The organism is Streptomyces flaveus (assembly GCF_014647675.1).
Classification (GTDB): domain Bacteria; phylum Actinomycetota; class Actinomycetes; order Streptomycetales; family Streptomycetaceae; genus Streptomyces; species Streptomyces flaveus.
Map to the genome: position 1 here is coordinate 140,914 of NZ_BMPQ01000001.1, position 13,963 is coordinate 154,876.

Here is a 13,963-nt window from a genome sequence, read left to right on the forward strand (position 1 = left end):
ATCGGGCTTGGTCTACTTCCGTTTGTCACGGCCCTTGTGAGAGCCGTTCTGCGTGCCGTTCTCGCTGTCGTACTTCTCGTACGCGTCGACGATACGGCCGACCAGCTTGTGCCGTACGACATCCTGCGACGACAGCCGCGAGAAGTGGACGTCGTCGAGTCCCTCCAGGATCTCCTGGACCTGACGCAGACCGGACTTCGTGCCCGCCGGGAGGTCGACCTGCGTGACGTCACCGGTGATCACTATCTTCGAGTCGAACCCGAGCCGGGTGAGGAACATCTTCATCTGCTCGGCGCTGGTGTTCTGAGCCTCGTCCAGAATGATAAAAGCATCATTAAGCGTCCTTCCCCGCATATATGCGAGGGGCGCCACCTCTATCGTCCCCGCCGCCATCAGCCGCGGGATCGAGTCCGGGTCCAGCATGTCGTGCAGGGCGTCGTAGAGGGGGCGCAGGTACGGGTCGATCTTCTCGTACAGCGTGCCGGGCAGGAAGCCGAGCCGCTCGCCCGCCTCTACCGCCGGGCGGGTCAGGATGATGCGGTTGACCTGCTTGGACTGGAGGGCCTGGACCGCCTTGGCCATGGCGAGGTAGGTCTTGCCGGTGCCCGCGGGGCCGATGCCGAAGACGACGGTGTGCTTGTCGATGGCGTCGACGTACCGCTTCTGGTTGAGGGTCTTGGGGCGGATCGTGCGGCCGCGCGAGGACAGGATGTTCTGGGTAAGTACCTCGGCCGGGGTCTCCTCCGGGCCGTTCCCGTCCTCACTTGCCCTCAGCATGGCGATCGAGCGTTCCACCGCGTCCTCCGTCATCGGCTGTCCGGTGCGGAGCACCAGCATCATCTCGTCGAACAGGCGCTGGACGAGGGCCACCTCGCGGGCGTCGCCGACCGCGCTGATCTCGTTGCCCCGGACGTGGATGTCGGCCGCCGGGAAGGCCTTCTCGATCACGCGCAGGAGGGCGTCTCCTGAGCCCAGCACGGTCACCATGGGGTGCTTGGGCGGGACGGTGAACTGCGCTTTCGCTTGGCCCTGGACGGGGCTGTGCGCTGTGGGTGTGTCAGTCATGGGCCGGCTCGTAGGCCTTGCTCGTCCTCCTCGACAGGGTCCGCAGTCAGTTGACTGCCTTTGCACTGCCCAGGGTACGTCGGAGCACTGACAACGCCGTAGGCGTTTTCGGGGGCCGTTACCGGAGGGGTATGGGAAGGGGATCCGCGCCCTCACGCCGACGTACGGAACCCGATCGTCGGTACCGCCCGCCGCAGTGGCCAGGGCCTGGCGTCCGCCGGGAGCAGTGCCTCCAGGAAGGCGTACCGTCTGAGCGCGGCCGGGTCCTGGTCGTCGTACGACTGGACTCGGCGCCACCAGGCGGCGATCTCGGTCCAGCCGGGGGCGGAGAGGGAGCCGCCGAACTCCTGCACGGAGAGGGCTGCCGTGAGGCCGGCGAAGGCGAGGCGGTCGGCGAGGGGCCAGCCGGCCAGGGTGCCGGTGACGAAGCCGGCCACGAAGACGTCGCCGGCGCCGGTGGGGTCGAGGGCCTCGACGGCTATGGCGGGGACGTCGGCGGTCTCTCCGGTGCGGCCGTCGACGGCGTACGCGCCTTCCGCGCCGAGGGTGACGACGGCGAGCGGTACGTGGTCGGTGAGGGCGCGGGCGGCGGCGCGGGGGCAGGGGGTGCGCGTGTAGCGCATGGCTTCCTCGGCGTTCGGCAGGAAGGCCTCGCAGTGCTCCAGGTCGGGGAGGGCGGCGAGGTCCCAGTTGCCGGTGTCGTCCCAGCCGACGTCGGCGAAGATCCTGGCTCCCTTGCGCGCGGCCTGCGCGATCCAGGGCGCGCGTGTGCCCGGCGTCAGGGAGGCGATGGCGGCACGCGCGCGTGGGGGGCAGTCGGGCGCGGGCTCCTCCGGGGGCGGTTCGTGGCCGTGGCTGACCATGGTCCGCTCGCCCTCGTACGCCATGGAGACGGTGACCGGGGAGTGCCAGTGGGGCACCGTGCGTGACGTGGACAGGTCGATGTGCTCGCCCTGTTCCAGGGCGTCCCAGCAGTACTCCCCGTAGTGGTCGTCCCCGAAGGCCGCCGCCAGGGAGGTCTTCAGGCCGAGGCGGGCCAGCGCGGTCGCCATGTTGGCGACGCCTCCGGGGCTCGAGCCCATGCCACGTGCCCAGGACTCGGTGCCGCGTACGGGGGCGGAGTCGAGCCCGGTGAAGATGATGTCCAGGAAGACGGTGCCCGTGAGGTAGACGTCCCAGGGCGGGTCGCCGGGTGTGCGCAGCCCGGCGAGCGGATCGACGTCGGCGTGGCGGTGGTACGGGCCCTCTCCGTGGGGCGTGGTCACGGTGCGCTCCCCTGAGGTGGTGCGATTTCCAGCCAGTGTGCACCACAGCACTGACAGCCGCCCTGCGGCAGGGGAGCGGGCGCGTCCCGCTCCCCTACGCTCCGCTACTCGAACGTGTAAGCCTCCACCTCGGCGAGATACCGCGCCCGCCGCTCCTCGTCATGCTCGAGGAACGATGCGAGGAACGAGTTCCGCGCCAGTTCCCGCAGCCGCTCGTGCGAGAGCCCCAGCGTCTCGTGCACGGCGTGGAAGTTGTCGTCGACGTAGCCGCCGAAGTACGCGGGATCGTCGGAGTTGACCGTGCACAGCAGCCCGGCGTCGAGCATCGCGGGCAGCGGATGCTGCGCCAGGATGTCGACGGCGCGCAGCCGTACGTTCGAGAGGGGACAGACCGTCAGCGGCACCCGTTCCCGTACGAGCCGCTCGACCAGCGCAGGGTCCTTCATGCAGCTCAGCCCGTGGTCGATCCGTTCGGCGCCGAGTACGTCGAGTGCCTCGGAGATGTACGCGGGCGGCCCCTCCTCCCCCGCGTGGGCGACCCGCCGCAGTCCGAGCGCGGCGGCGGCCTCGTACACCTCGCGGAACTTCCCCGGCGGATGCCCGACCTCGGCGGAGTCGAGGCCGACGCCGACGATCCGGTCGAGATACGGCTTGGCGGCGTCCAGGGTCCGCATCGCGGACTCGGCGGACTCGTCCCGCAGGAAGCACATGATCAGCTGCGTGGAGACACCGTGCGCGGCCTCACTCCGGCCCAGAGCCCGCCAGAGCCCTTCCACCACCGTCCCCATTTCGACGCCGCGCGCGAGGTGCGCCTGCGGATCGAAGAAGATCTCCGCATGCCGCACTCCCTGCGCCGCGGCCCGCGCGAGATAGGCGTCGGCCAGCTCCTCGAAGTCCCGCTCGGTCCGGAGCCCGGCCATCAGCTCGTAGTAAAGATGCAGGAAGGACTGGAGGTCGCTGAACTGGTACGCCTTGCGGAGCTCCTCCGTATCGGCGTACGGCAGCTCGACGCCGTTGCGCGCGGCGAGCGCGAGGGCCAGCTCGGGTTCGAGGGTGCCTTCGATGTGCACGTGCAGTTCGGCTTTGGGCAGGGGCATTCAGGCATCGTACGACCGGGTCACCGGCGTTTCGGAAGCGGTACCCGCAGCAGATCGTGCGCCACCGTCAGCTCCCCCTCGAACCCGGCGGCCCGCGCCTGCCGCTCGAATTCATCGGGGTCGTCGTACCGCTGGCTGAAGTGCGTCAGCACGAGATGCCGTACGCCCGCGTCCCGGGCGACTCCGCCTGCCTGACCGGCGGTCAAGTGGCCGTGTTCGACGGCGAGTTCGACGTCCGCGTCGAGGAAGGTCGACTCGATGACGAGCATGTCGGCCCCCTCCGCGAGCGCGTACACGCCGTCGCACAGCCGGGTGTCCATGACGAAGGCGAACCGCTGCCCCCGCCGCACCACGCTCACATCCTCCAACGTGACATCGCCCAGCGCCCCCTCCCGCTGGATCCGCCCCACGTCCGGCCCTTTGATCCCGTACGAGGCGAGCCGCTCGGGCAGCATCCGCCGCCCGTCGGGTTCGACGAGCCGGTAGCCGTACGACTCGACGGGGTGGGCGAGTTTGCGGGCTTCCAGGGTGTACGCCTTCGAGGCCGCGAGTACGCCGTCGGCGGCGACCGGTGCTTCGGTGAGCTGGACGCTCTCGCGGTAGGCGGTGGCGTACCGCAGCCGTTCGAAGAAGTGCCGCCCTGAGCGCGGATAGTGGGCGGTGATCTCGTGCGGCACCCGGTCGAGGTTGATGCGCTGGATCACTCCGGCGAGCCCGAGCGAGTGGTCGCCGTGGAAGTGCGTGACGCAGATCCGGTGCAGGTCATGGGCCGCGACCCCGGCACGCAGCATCTGCCGCTGCGTGCCCTCGCCTGGGTCGAAGAGCAGCCCCTCTCCGTCCCAGCGCAGCAGATAGCCGTTGTGGTTGCGGTGTCGGGTGGGGACCTGGCTGGCGGTGCCGAGGATCACCAATTCGCGTACGGACACGGTGAGTTGTCCCGGCCTATCCTGGCGGCCACTGCATGCCGCGGCCGCCCAGGACGTGGGCGTGCACGTGCCAGACGGTCTGGCCCGCACCGCTTCCGGTGTTGAGGACGATGCGGTAACTGTCCAGCTTCTCGTCGGCCGCGACCTCACCGGCCTCGCGCACCACGTCGGCGAGGGCCGCGGGGTCTCCGGCGGCGAGCGAGGCGGCGTCCCGGTAGTGGACCTTCGGGATCACCAGGACGTGTGTGGGCGCCTGCGGGTTGATGTCCCGGAAGGCAACGGTCGTCTCCGTCTCACGGACGACGGTCGCCGGCACCTTCCCTGCGACGATCTTGCAGAACAGACAGTCGTCCTGCGGTTCCCCTGTCATGCGCGGCCTCCTCACGCTGGATGATCGTTACGTCGGCATCGTAGCGACCGGCGGGGGCGGGCAGGGGGTGTACGGCCTCGCCGTAAGCCCCTCGTCACTCACTCCCCCGGCAGTTCCTCGCCGTCCTCGCAGCCCCTATAGCTTTCAACGCAGGGGTGGCGGTGTACGGTCGTGTTCTGGCGGGTTTCCCGGCCGCCTCTGGGTCCGCGGGCAGAGCTGCAAGCTCACCGGTTGCACATGAAGATCACTGGCAGATCTTCCAGCCCGGTGTCGCGGACCCGCGGGCGCCGAGGAAGGACTGCCTTGTCCGATCAACCGCGCCATCTCCCTGACCGGCCCAGCCTCCGGTACCTGAAGATCGAGGCGAAACGTCGCCTCTCCGCAGGGGAGTTCACGACACTTCACGAAGCCCAGCTGGCCATCGCCCGCGAGCACGGGCTGCCGAGCTGGACCGCACTCAAGGAACGCATCGAGGCCGAAAACCCGGCGAGCCACGCCCTGACGCAGGTGCGATGGGTGATGTCGCGCTTCGCGGCGGCCGGCACCCCGAGATGGACACCCCCCGACGAGGAGGAGCTGCGCCGACACTTCGATGATCGTTACTTGAGCCTCGTGCCGCCGGACTGGGTGACCGGCCTGTTCAGTACGGTGGCCGAGCGACTGCGCGAGGGCCTGGCTGACGTGCAGGCCGAACCGCTGTACCTTCGCGCGCGCATCGCCGACCTGCGCATCGAGGCGGCGACCGAGGCCGAACCGCCGCACCGGCTGAGCAGTCTGCAGATGTATCCGGCGCGCGAAGTCGGTGCCGACGTCCCCAAGCCGCCCACCTCCGATTGAACCTGCAATCAAGTGAGGACATTGAGCGGGACTGGCCGATTGCTTCGATCAAGCCTTGTCAATGGGCCCGGATCACGGCAGGTCGCCGTCCGGCAGGTGCGAGGTGGCCCGTCATGACGAGGGCGATGAGCAGGACGAGTGCCGCGTACCGCGCGGCGGAGTCCCGCGCGGTCAGGGCGCCGATCGCCAGCGCCATCGCGCCCGCTCCCTGGCTGCGATCGGTGAGTGGATCACAGACGCCCCGCGCTGGGCACTGCGAGCCTGGGCTTCGAGCCGAGCGCGCCAACCGCCGTACTGTGGCGCAGCGTTCGTGAGCCACACTCGGTCCATGAGGCAACACAATCTCTTCGGTGCCGCACTTCGGGAGCGGCGTGAAAGTACCCACCCTGCCGCGGTTGCCCTCATCGCAAAAGGCCGACGCCGCACTCGCGGACTGCGCAGAGAGGAACTTGCCGACTTGGCCGGCGTCTCGGCGGACTACATCAGGCGGCTCGAGCAGGGCTGGAGCCACCCGTCGGCCAGTGTCGTGAACTCCCTCGCCCGGGCGTTACGCGTGGACCGGGCGGAGTACGAGCATTTCTGTGCGCTGGCGGGGCACGCCCCTGCTGACGGACCGGTCCCTCGTGACATAGGGCCGGGCGCGCGACGGCTGCTTGAGCGTCTCGAGGGCACGCCGGTGTGCGTCTGCGACGCAACGTGGACGGTGGTCGCGTGGAACAGCGCATGGGAGGCGCTGCAGTGCGGGGAGCAGACGTCACACAGCTGGGATCGGAACATCGCGTGGCGGGCCTTCAACCCGGATTCCGGTCGCGTCCGCAGGTCTGCCGACCAGGCAGCCAGGTTCGAAGCGATGCTGGCGGCCGAGCTTCGGACCGCGTCACTGCGCTACCCCGCGGACGACACCCTCGCCGCCCTGATCGATGAGCTGCGGAGCACGAGTCCTTCGTTCTCCACCTTGTGGAGCAGGGCGGGGGCCGTTACCCACCAGGATGACCGTTCCGTACTCAGTCATCCCGAGGCAGGTGACATCGCCCTGGACTGCGACCTGTTGACGGTTCGTGACAGCGACCTGCGGGCCATGATCTTCACTGCACAGCCGGGTTCCGACGACGCCGACCGGCTCAGGGAACTCGTCGGCGGTTCAGGGCGCGGGCCGACTTCGAAGGTGTGACAGTTTGGCCCAGGCTAATCCCCGAGACCAGTTGCCATCCTTGATCGACAAGGTGAGCCGGTCGGCGCCAAGGCGTAAATCAGGAGTCGAACCGGCGTCCGACAGTGCGATTCCCCATTGATGGAGACGGTGAACTCGGTGAGCAGTACGGAAATCCTGCAGCGCATGGAAAAGGCGATGAACGCGCACGACTTGGACGAATTCGTCGACTGCTTCACTGAGGACTTCGTCTCGGAGCTTCCGCTCCATCCCCAGCGGAATTTCGTCGGTCGCGAGACCGTCCGGAAGAACTGGGGCGCACTCTTCGCGCACGTTCCGGACCTCGTGGGGACTGTCCTGCAATCCGTTGTGGACGGCGACCGGATCTGGAGCGAGTGGGAGATTCGCGGGAATACGCAGGCCGGAGTGCCGTACCTGGCTCGTGGTGCGGCCATCCATGGCCTCCGCGACGGGCGGCTGGCATCGGTGCGGTTCTACCTGGACAACGTCGAGGACGCCACCGAGGCAGACGGATAACCTCGCGTCGATCCCACGGATGATGAAGGTTCCAGCTCGAGTGAAGCGGAGCGCGGGGGCGGCGGGGCGAAGTGCCCAACACCTCATCAGCCACGGCGCGACGATCGACGCCGCCGCCCCGCCCCGGGTCTCCCAAACCTGGACAGGTCGAGCCCCGGGGCGGGCCCATCGCCATCATCAGGAGGCCAGGACGCCATGACCGCCGTACTGGGCGCACAGACGACCCACACTGCGAAGGGCGAGCCAGTGCCCGGTCAGCGGTCCTGCCACCGCCGTATCCAATAAGCGACGTCGCGTCGATGCGCCATCTGCACCAGCGCGTCGATTCTGACGCCGGATTCTGTCTCGATAGAGAGGACCTTTCCCTGGAGAAAGGTGACTTGCTCGCCTAGGTGCAGCGCCCCTCTCGGACGTCCAGTGAACGTGGAGCGTCGCTGAATGAGCAGCCGCTGGTCAGTAAATGCCACAACGAACTCATCGCCAAGCAGGGAGAAGGGTAATCGCCCAACCATCCTGCGCACTGCCACCACCAGCCGCACTTGTTCGCCTTGCGATATTTGCTGCCGGATGTCCCATCGTGCAGCGGTCCGCAACAGCAGGAGATTTACCGCGTAAAAAATGGTGACGAAGGACGCATTCCAGATTACGAACGTGGAGAGGGTCCATCCGGCGATCCATGGGGCGGAGATAATGGCGATGGCTACAACGAGCATCGACAGTCGGGCGGATCCGATTGCAATGCCTTTGGCGGCGGGGTTCATTCCGTTCCCTTGGGTCGGCTGCGCGGACAGTACTGAGCGTGGCCGCATGCGGTCTACCGTGCCCCCGAATGTGGTGGCACGCTGCCGCACATGGGGGCATTGAGGCGTATACGGCATGGCTTACGGGGGCGGCGCGGCCCGGTCGTGGCCGGGGTCGCGGTGGTCGCCGTCATGGGAGTCGTCGGGTGTGAGCCGGGGGACGGTATCAATTCCGCCGCTGTAGCGATCACCACCGATCAGGTCGGGACCCAGGAGCTCGAGCGGCAGGGTGTCGATGTGCGGTGGGTCAGCTGCACGGCCTCGTACGGGGACAGCGCGACCGCGACCGCCGGGGGTTCGCCGAGCGCGCGGAGTGTGGCGACCGTCGACTGTGTCGGCGAGGACAAGGACGGGCGGGACATCACGATCAAGGGGAAGGTCACGCAGGAGGTCGACGGGAAGTGTGTACGGGGTGATCTGACCGCCCGGGTCGGCGGCAAGGAGTGGTTCAGGGTGGATGTGCTCGGGAACTGCGATGCGGCCGACCCGACGACCCCCGCCCCCGCCCCGACGCCATCCGGCGACGACCACGGCTCCACCCCGCCCGTCGACCACGAGACGACGCCGCCTGATGACCACGGGACCACCCCGCCGAACGAGCAGCCCGGGCCCACCGTCACAGTCACCGTGACCACCACCGTCACCGTGCGCCCGAGCCCCACCTGCTCCTGCCACCCAGGCAAGTGATCCAAAGCCCTGGCCGGAGAAAGGACCGCTGCATAGGGTGATCGGGTGACACAGACCGCATCCGCTGTATCCCATGCCTCCGCTGCGTCTTCGGCGTATTTCCGGTATCCGCATCTCCATGGCGAGTTGATCACCTTCACCGCCGAGGACGACGTCTGGGTCGCGCCCCTCGACGGCGGTCGCGCCTGGCGGGTCAGCGCCGACAACGTCCCCGTGAACCATCCGCGCATCTCCCCGGACGGTACGACCCTGGCCTGGACGTCCACCCGCGACGGCGCCCCCGAGGTGCACATCGCCCCCATCGACGGCGGCCCCTCCAAACGCCTTACACACTGGGGCAGTTGGCGCACCCAGGTACGCGGCTGGACCCCGGACGGCCAGGTGCTCGCGCTCAGCACCTACGGGCAGGCCAGCCTGCGGCGCAGCTGGGCGCGGTCGGTACCGCTCGACGGTGGTCCCGCAACCACCCTTCCGTACGGGCCTGTTGGCGGCGTCGCGCACGGACCCGGTGACGGCGTCGTCCTGCTGTCCGCGCCCATGGGCCGCGAGGCCGCCTGGTGGAAGCGGTACCGGGGCGGCACGGCGGGCAAGCTGTGGATCGATCGCGAGGGCGACGGTGAGTTCGTACGGCTGCATGCCGACCTGGACGGGAACATCGAGTACCCGTCGTGGGTCGGGGACCGGGTCGTCTTCCTCTCCGACCACGAGGGTGTGGGGGCCGTGTACTCCTCCCTCGCCGACGGGTCGGATCTGCGGCGGCATACGGCAGTTGACGGTTTCTACGCCCGGCACGCGGCGACCGACGGGACGCGCGTCGTGTACGCGTCCGCCGGTGAGCTGTGGATCCTCGACGACCTGGACGGGGCCGAGCCGCGGCGGCTCGACATCCGGCTCGGCGGGCAGCGTGTCGATCTGCAGCCGCATCCCGTGAACGCGGCCCGCTGGTTCGGGGCGGGCGCGCCCGACCACACCGGACGGGGCAGCGCGATCGCCGTGCGCGGTGCCGTCCACTGGGTCACGCACCGTTCGGGGCCCGCTCGGGCGCTGGCCGCGGAGCAGGGTGTGCGGGCCCGGCTGCCGCGTACGTTCCGCGTGGACGGCGAGGAGCATGTGGTGTGGGTGACGGACGCGGAGGGCGAGGACGCGCTGGAGTTCGCGCCCGCCACCGGGGCCGCACCCGGCGCGACACCGCGCCGGCTCGCCGCCGGGCAGTTGGGCAGGGTGCTCGGGCTCGCGGTGGCGCCCGACGGCAGCCGGGCTGCCGTGGCCTCGCACGACGGGCGGGTGTTGCTCGTCGAGCGGGAGACGGGAGAGGTACGGGAGGTCGACCGCAGCGATGACGGCGACGTCTCCGGGCTGGTGTTCTCGCCCGACTCAGCGTGGCTCGCCTGGTCGCATCCCGGCCCGCGCCCGCTGCGCCAGCTCAAGCTCGCCAACACCGCCGACCTGTCGGTGACGGAGGCGACCCCGCTCCGTTTCCGGGACTACGCGCCCGCGTTCACGCTGGACGGCAAGCACCTCGCCTTCCTGTCGGCCCGCTCCTTCGACCCGGTCTACGACGAGCACGTCTTCGACCTGGCTTTCGTGGGCGGCTCGCGCCCGCACCTGATCACGCTCGCCGCCACCACCCCCTCCCCCTTCGGGCCGCAGCGGCACGGCCGTCCCTTCGACGCCCCCGACAAGGAGGAGACGCCCGACAGCGAGGGCGCCCCCACGACCCGTATCGACCTGGACGGACTCGCCGACCGCATCGTGCCGTTCCCGGTCGAGGCCGCCCGCTACTCGCAGCTGCGCGCCGCCAAGGACGGGCTGCTGTGGCTGCGCCACCCGGTGATCGGCGTACTCGGCGCCTCCCGCGCCACCCCGGACGACCCGGACCCGAAGACCGACCTCGAGCGCTACGACCTCGTGCAGCAGCGCATCGAGCATCTCGCCTCGGACGCCGACCGCTTCGCGGTCACCGGCGACGGCAAGCGGATCCTGCTGTGGACCGACAGCAAGCTCAAGGTCGTACCGAGCGACCGGCGCGCCTCGAACGACGACGAGAGCGACACCAACATCACCGTCGACCTGTCGCGGGTCCGCCAGAGCGTCGACCCGGCCGCCGAGTGGCGGCAGATGTACGACGAGGCCGGCCGCCTCATGCGCGACAACTTCTGGCGGCCCGACCTCGGCGGGGTCGACTGGGACGGCGTACTCGACCGCTACCGGCCGGTGCTCGAGCGGGTCGCCGCGCACGACGACCTGGTGGACCTGCTGTGGGAGGTGCAGGGCGAGCTCGGCACGTCGCACGCGTATGTCACTCCGCGCGGCGGCTTCGGCAGCGGGGAGCGGCAGGGACTGCTGGGCGCGGACATCTCGCGTCACGAGGACGGCAGTTGGCGTATCGACCGGATCCTGCCGTCGGAGACCTCCGACCCGGACGCACAGGCACCGCTCGCCGCGCCCGGTGTCGCGGTGCGCGCCGGCGACGCGATCGTCGCCGTCTCCGGGCGGCCGGTCGACCCGGTGACCGGACCGGGCCCGCTGCTCGTCGGTACGGCCGGAAAGCCGGTCGAGCTGACCATCTCCCCGTCCGGCGGCGGCGATCCACGCCACGCCGTGGTCGTCCCCATCTCCGACGAGGAACCGCTGCGCTACCACGCGTGGGTCGCCGACCGGCGCGCGTACGTCCACGAGAAGTCCGAGGGACGGCTCGGCTACCTCCACGTGCCCGACATGGTCGGCTCCGGCTGGGCGCAGCTCCACCGCGACCTGCGCATCGAGGTCGCCAAGGAGGGCCTGGTCGTCGACCTCCGCGAGAACCGCGGCGGCCATACGTCCCAGCTCGTCGTCGAAAAGCTCGCGAGGCGCATCGTCGGCTGGGATCTGCCGCGCGGAATGCGCCCGTACAGCTACCCCGAGGACGCGCCGCGCGGCCCGGTCGTCGCCGTCGCCAACGAGTTCTCCGGCTCGGACGGCGACATCGTCAACGCGGCGATCAAGGCACTCGGCATCGGACCGGTGGTCGGCACGCGCACCTGGGGCGGCGTCGTAGGCATCGACAGCCGCTACCGCCTCGTCGACGGCACGCTCGTCACCCAGCCCAAGTACGCGTTCTGGCTCGAGGGTTACGAATGGGGCGTGGAGAACCACGGCGTCGATCCGGACGTCGAGGTGATCCAGGCGCCACAGGACTACGCGGCGGGACGCGACACGCAACTGGACGAGGCGATCCGTATCGCGCTGGCGGCGCTGACGGAGAACCCGGCGAAGACGGCTCCGCCTTTGCCCGGGGGTGAGTGACGGGAGTACCGGGAGGCACAGGACGTAGGTGCGGCGAGGGCGAGAGCCCTCGCCGTCAGGACCAGCGCCCCGTACGCCCCAGCAGCAGCGCCGTCGCGGCCGTGCCCGCCGTCGACGTACGCAGCACACTGCGCCCCAGCCGGTAAGCCCTCGCGCCCGCCTGCGCGAAGACCTCCAACTCCTCGGGAGACACGCCTCCTTCGGGTCCCACCACGAGCACGATCGAGCCGGAGGCGGGGAGTTCGGCGGTGGCGAGTGGCTCGCTCGGGTGGGCGCGGTCCTCGTGCAACACCGCCGCGAAGTCCGCCGTGGTGAGGAGTGCGGCGACCTGCCTGGTCGTCATCGCGTCCGCGACCTGCGGGAAACGCACCCGGCGCGACTGTTTGCCCGCCTCCCTCGCCGTCGTCCGCCACTTGGCGAGGGCCTTGAGGCCACGGTCGCCCTTCCACTGCGTGATACAGCGAGAGGCGGACCAGGGGACGATCTCGTCGACGCCCGTCTCCGTCATCGTCTCGACGGCGAGTTCGCCCCGGTCGCCCTTGGGGAGGGCCTGGACGACGGTGATACGGGGCGTCGGCTCCGGCTCCTCATGGACCTCGTGGAGTTCGGCGACCACCAGCCGGTCCTTGCCCTCGGCCGCCTTCACCACGCCTTCCGACCAGTGCCCGCACCCGTCCGTCAGCACCACGTCCTCGCCCGGCCGGAGCCGCTTGACGGACACGGCGTGCCGTCCCTCGGAGCCGTCGAGGACGAACTCCGGACCGGCCGGCACCACGTCCACCACGAACACCGGCGCGGTCATCAGGCGGCACCCCCGCCGGGCAGCGCCGCCAGGGCGGACTTCGCCGCGACCAGTTCGTCCGCGAGCACCTCGACCAGCTGCTGCGCCGGCAGATCGCGGGCGAGCCGGTGCCCCTGCCCCGCCCACAGCGCCATCCCCTGCGCGTCCCCCGCCTTGGCCGCCGCCTTGCGCAGGCCGGAGGTGAGGTGGTGGATCTGGGGGTACGCGGCGGGGGCGTACGGGCCGTGCTCGCGCATGAAGCGGTTCACCAGGCCGCGGGCCGGGCGGCCGGAGAAGGCGCGCGTCAGCTCCGTACGTACGAAGAGGGGGTTGGTGAGCGCCTGCTTGTGCAGGGCGTTCGCGCCGGACTCGTGCGTGGCGAGGAAGGCCGTGCCGAGCTGGGCGGCGGTGGCGCCCGCGGCGAGCACGGCGGCGATCTGGCTGCCGCGCATGATGCCGCCGGCCGCGACGATCGGGATCTGCACGGCCTCGCGGACCTGCGCGATCAGGGAGAGCAGCCCGATGCCGGCGCCGTCCGTCTCGGGGTTGTCGCGGTGGGTGCCCTGGTGGCCGCCCGCCTCCACGCCCTGCACGATCACCGCGTCGGCGCCCGCCCGCTGCACGGACTGCGCCTCGTCGACGGTGGTCGCGGTGACCATGGTGAACGTGCCGGCGCGGGCGAGGGAGTCCAGGACCTCGCGGGTGGGGCAGCCGAAGTGGAAGGAGACGATCGGCACCGGGTTGTCGAGGAGTACGGCGAGTTTGGCGTCGTAGCCGTCGTCGCGTCCGCTGTCGGGGTCGCCCAGCTTGGTCTCGTACCAGGCGGACTCGCCGGCGAGCTGGTTGGCGTAGACCTCGACGGCGGCGGGGTCGGCGTACTCGGGCTGCGGCATGAAGAGGTTCACGCCGAAGGGCCGGTTCGTCGCCCCGCGCAGCTGCTTGATCTCCTGGTACATGCCGTCGGCCGTTTTGTAGCCGGCGGCGAGAAAACCGAGCCCCCCTGCCCCGGACACGGCCGCGGCGAGCTGCGGCACGGAGACGCCGCCCGCCATCGGGGCCTGCACGATCGGTAGGGGGAAAAGATCGGTCAGCGCGGAGGACATGACGGCATGTTGTCACGTCCTCCGAAGAGGACCGAATCCGGCCTTCCCACCGGCATACGC

Annotated in this window: 14 protein-coding genes; 5 read left to right on the top strand and 9 right to left on the bottom strand. The window is 70.0% G+C overall.

What is annotated here, in order from left to right:
• Positions 1-12 precede the first annotated feature (12 nt).
• From IEZ21_RS00680 to IEZ21_RS00700, 5 genes are all read right to left on the bottom strand, one after another.
• Positions 13-1,065 carry a PhoH family protein gene (locus IEZ21_RS00680; protein ID WP_033320837.1) on the bottom strand — a complete coding sequence of 351 codons (1,053 nt, stop codon included), beginning with the start codon at positions 1,063-1,065 and terminating at the stop codon, positions 13-15.
• Positions 1,066-1,217: 152 nt separating this feature from the next.
• A complete protein-coding gene (locus IEZ21_RS00685) occupies positions 1,218-2,330 on the bottom strand; it encodes a carbohydrate kinase family protein (RefSeq protein ID WP_189319943.1) in 1,113 nt (370 codons plus the stop codon).
• 104 nt (positions 2,331-2,434) lie between these two features.
• Positions 2,435-3,427, bottom strand: coding sequence for an adenosine deaminase (locus IEZ21_RS00690; protein ID WP_189319944.1), 993 nt, complete (start codon positions 3,425-3,427; stop codon positions 2,435-2,437).
• A 20-nt stretch (positions 3,428-3,447) separates the two neighbouring features.
• Positions 3,448-4,353 carry a ribonuclease Z gene (locus tag IEZ21_RS00695; RefSeq protein ID WP_189319945.1) on the bottom strand — a complete coding sequence of 302 codons (906 nt, stop codon included), beginning with the start codon at positions 4,351-4,353 and terminating at the stop codon, positions 3,448-3,450.
• Positions 4,354-4,369: 16 nt separating this feature from the next.
• Entirely contained in the window at positions 4,370-4,723 is a 354-nt protein-coding gene (locus IEZ21_RS00700) for a histidine triad nucleotide-binding protein (RefSeq protein WP_189319946.1), read from the bottom strand.
• 237 nt (positions 4,724-4,960) lie between these two features.
• Between IEZ21_RS00700 and IEZ21_RS00705 the strand changes: the two genes are divergently transcribed.
• Complete coding sequence (locus IEZ21_RS00705) at positions 4,961-5,560, top strand: P-loop NTPase family protein (protein ID WP_189319947.1); 600 nt, start codon at positions 4,961-4,963, stop codon at positions 5,558-5,560.
• A gap of 58 nt (positions 5,561-5,618) precedes the next feature.
• Here the strand turns inward: IEZ21_RS00705 and IEZ21_RS00710 are convergent, their stop codons facing one another.
• On the bottom strand, positions 5,619-5,756 hold the full coding sequence (locus tag IEZ21_RS00710) for a hypothetical protein (RefSeq protein ID WP_189319948.1): 138 nt from the start codon (positions 5,754-5,756) through the stop codon (positions 5,619-5,621).
• A 132-nt stretch (positions 5,757-5,888) separates the two neighbouring features.
• Between IEZ21_RS00710 and IEZ21_RS00715 the strand changes: the two genes are divergently transcribed.
• The gene (locus tag IEZ21_RS00715; RefSeq protein ID WP_189319949.1) at positions 5,889-6,731 is read left to right on the top strand and encodes a helix-turn-helix domain-containing protein; all 843 of its coding nucleotides are present in this window, start codon (positions 5,889-5,891) and stop codon (positions 6,729-6,731) included.
• A gap of 120 nt (positions 6,732-6,851) precedes the next feature.
• Positions 6,852-7,247, top strand: a complete 396-nt coding sequence (locus IEZ21_RS00720; protein WP_189319950.1) for a nuclear transport factor 2 family protein — start codon at positions 6,852-6,854, stop codon at positions 7,245-7,247.
• Positions 7,248-7,501: 254 nt separating this feature from the next.
• Here IEZ21_RS00720 and IEZ21_RS00725 read toward each other — a convergent pair whose 3' ends face one another.
• On the bottom strand, positions 7,502-8,008 hold the full coding sequence (locus IEZ21_RS00725; RefSeq protein ID WP_189319951.1) for a hypothetical protein: 507 nt from the start codon (positions 8,006-8,008) through the stop codon (positions 7,502-7,504).
• Between the two features lie 90 nt (positions 8,009-8,098).
• Here IEZ21_RS00725 and IEZ21_RS00730 point away from each other — a divergent pair, with 90 nt between their 5' ends.
• Positions 8,099-8,734, top strand: a complete 636-nt coding sequence (locus IEZ21_RS00730) for a hypothetical protein (protein WP_189319952.1) — start codon at positions 8,099-8,101, stop codon at positions 8,732-8,734.
• Positions 8,735-8,779: 45 nt separating this feature from the next.
• On the top strand, positions 8,780-12,019 hold the full coding sequence (locus IEZ21_RS00735) for a S41 family peptidase (protein WP_189319953.1): 3,240 nt from the start codon (positions 8,780-8,782) through the stop codon (positions 12,017-12,019).
• Between the two features lie 55 nt (positions 12,020-12,074).
• On the opposite strand, the gene IEZ21_RS00740 is transcribed toward IEZ21_RS00735, so the two are convergent.
• Positions 12,075-12,821, bottom strand: coding sequence for a 16S rRNA (uracil(1498)-N(3))-methyltransferase (locus tag IEZ21_RS00740; RefSeq protein ID WP_189319954.1), 747 nt, complete (start codon positions 12,819-12,821; stop codon positions 12,075-12,077).
• Positions 12,821-13,903 (bottom strand): nitronate monooxygenase, encoded by a 1,083-nt coding sequence (locus tag IEZ21_RS00745; protein WP_189319955.1) that lies wholly within the window; start codon positions 13,901-13,903, stop codon positions 12,821-12,823. Before IEZ21_RS00745 ends, IEZ21_RS00740 begins: the two co-directional genes overlap by 1 nt.
• Positions 13,904-13,963: the final 60 nt, after the last annotated feature.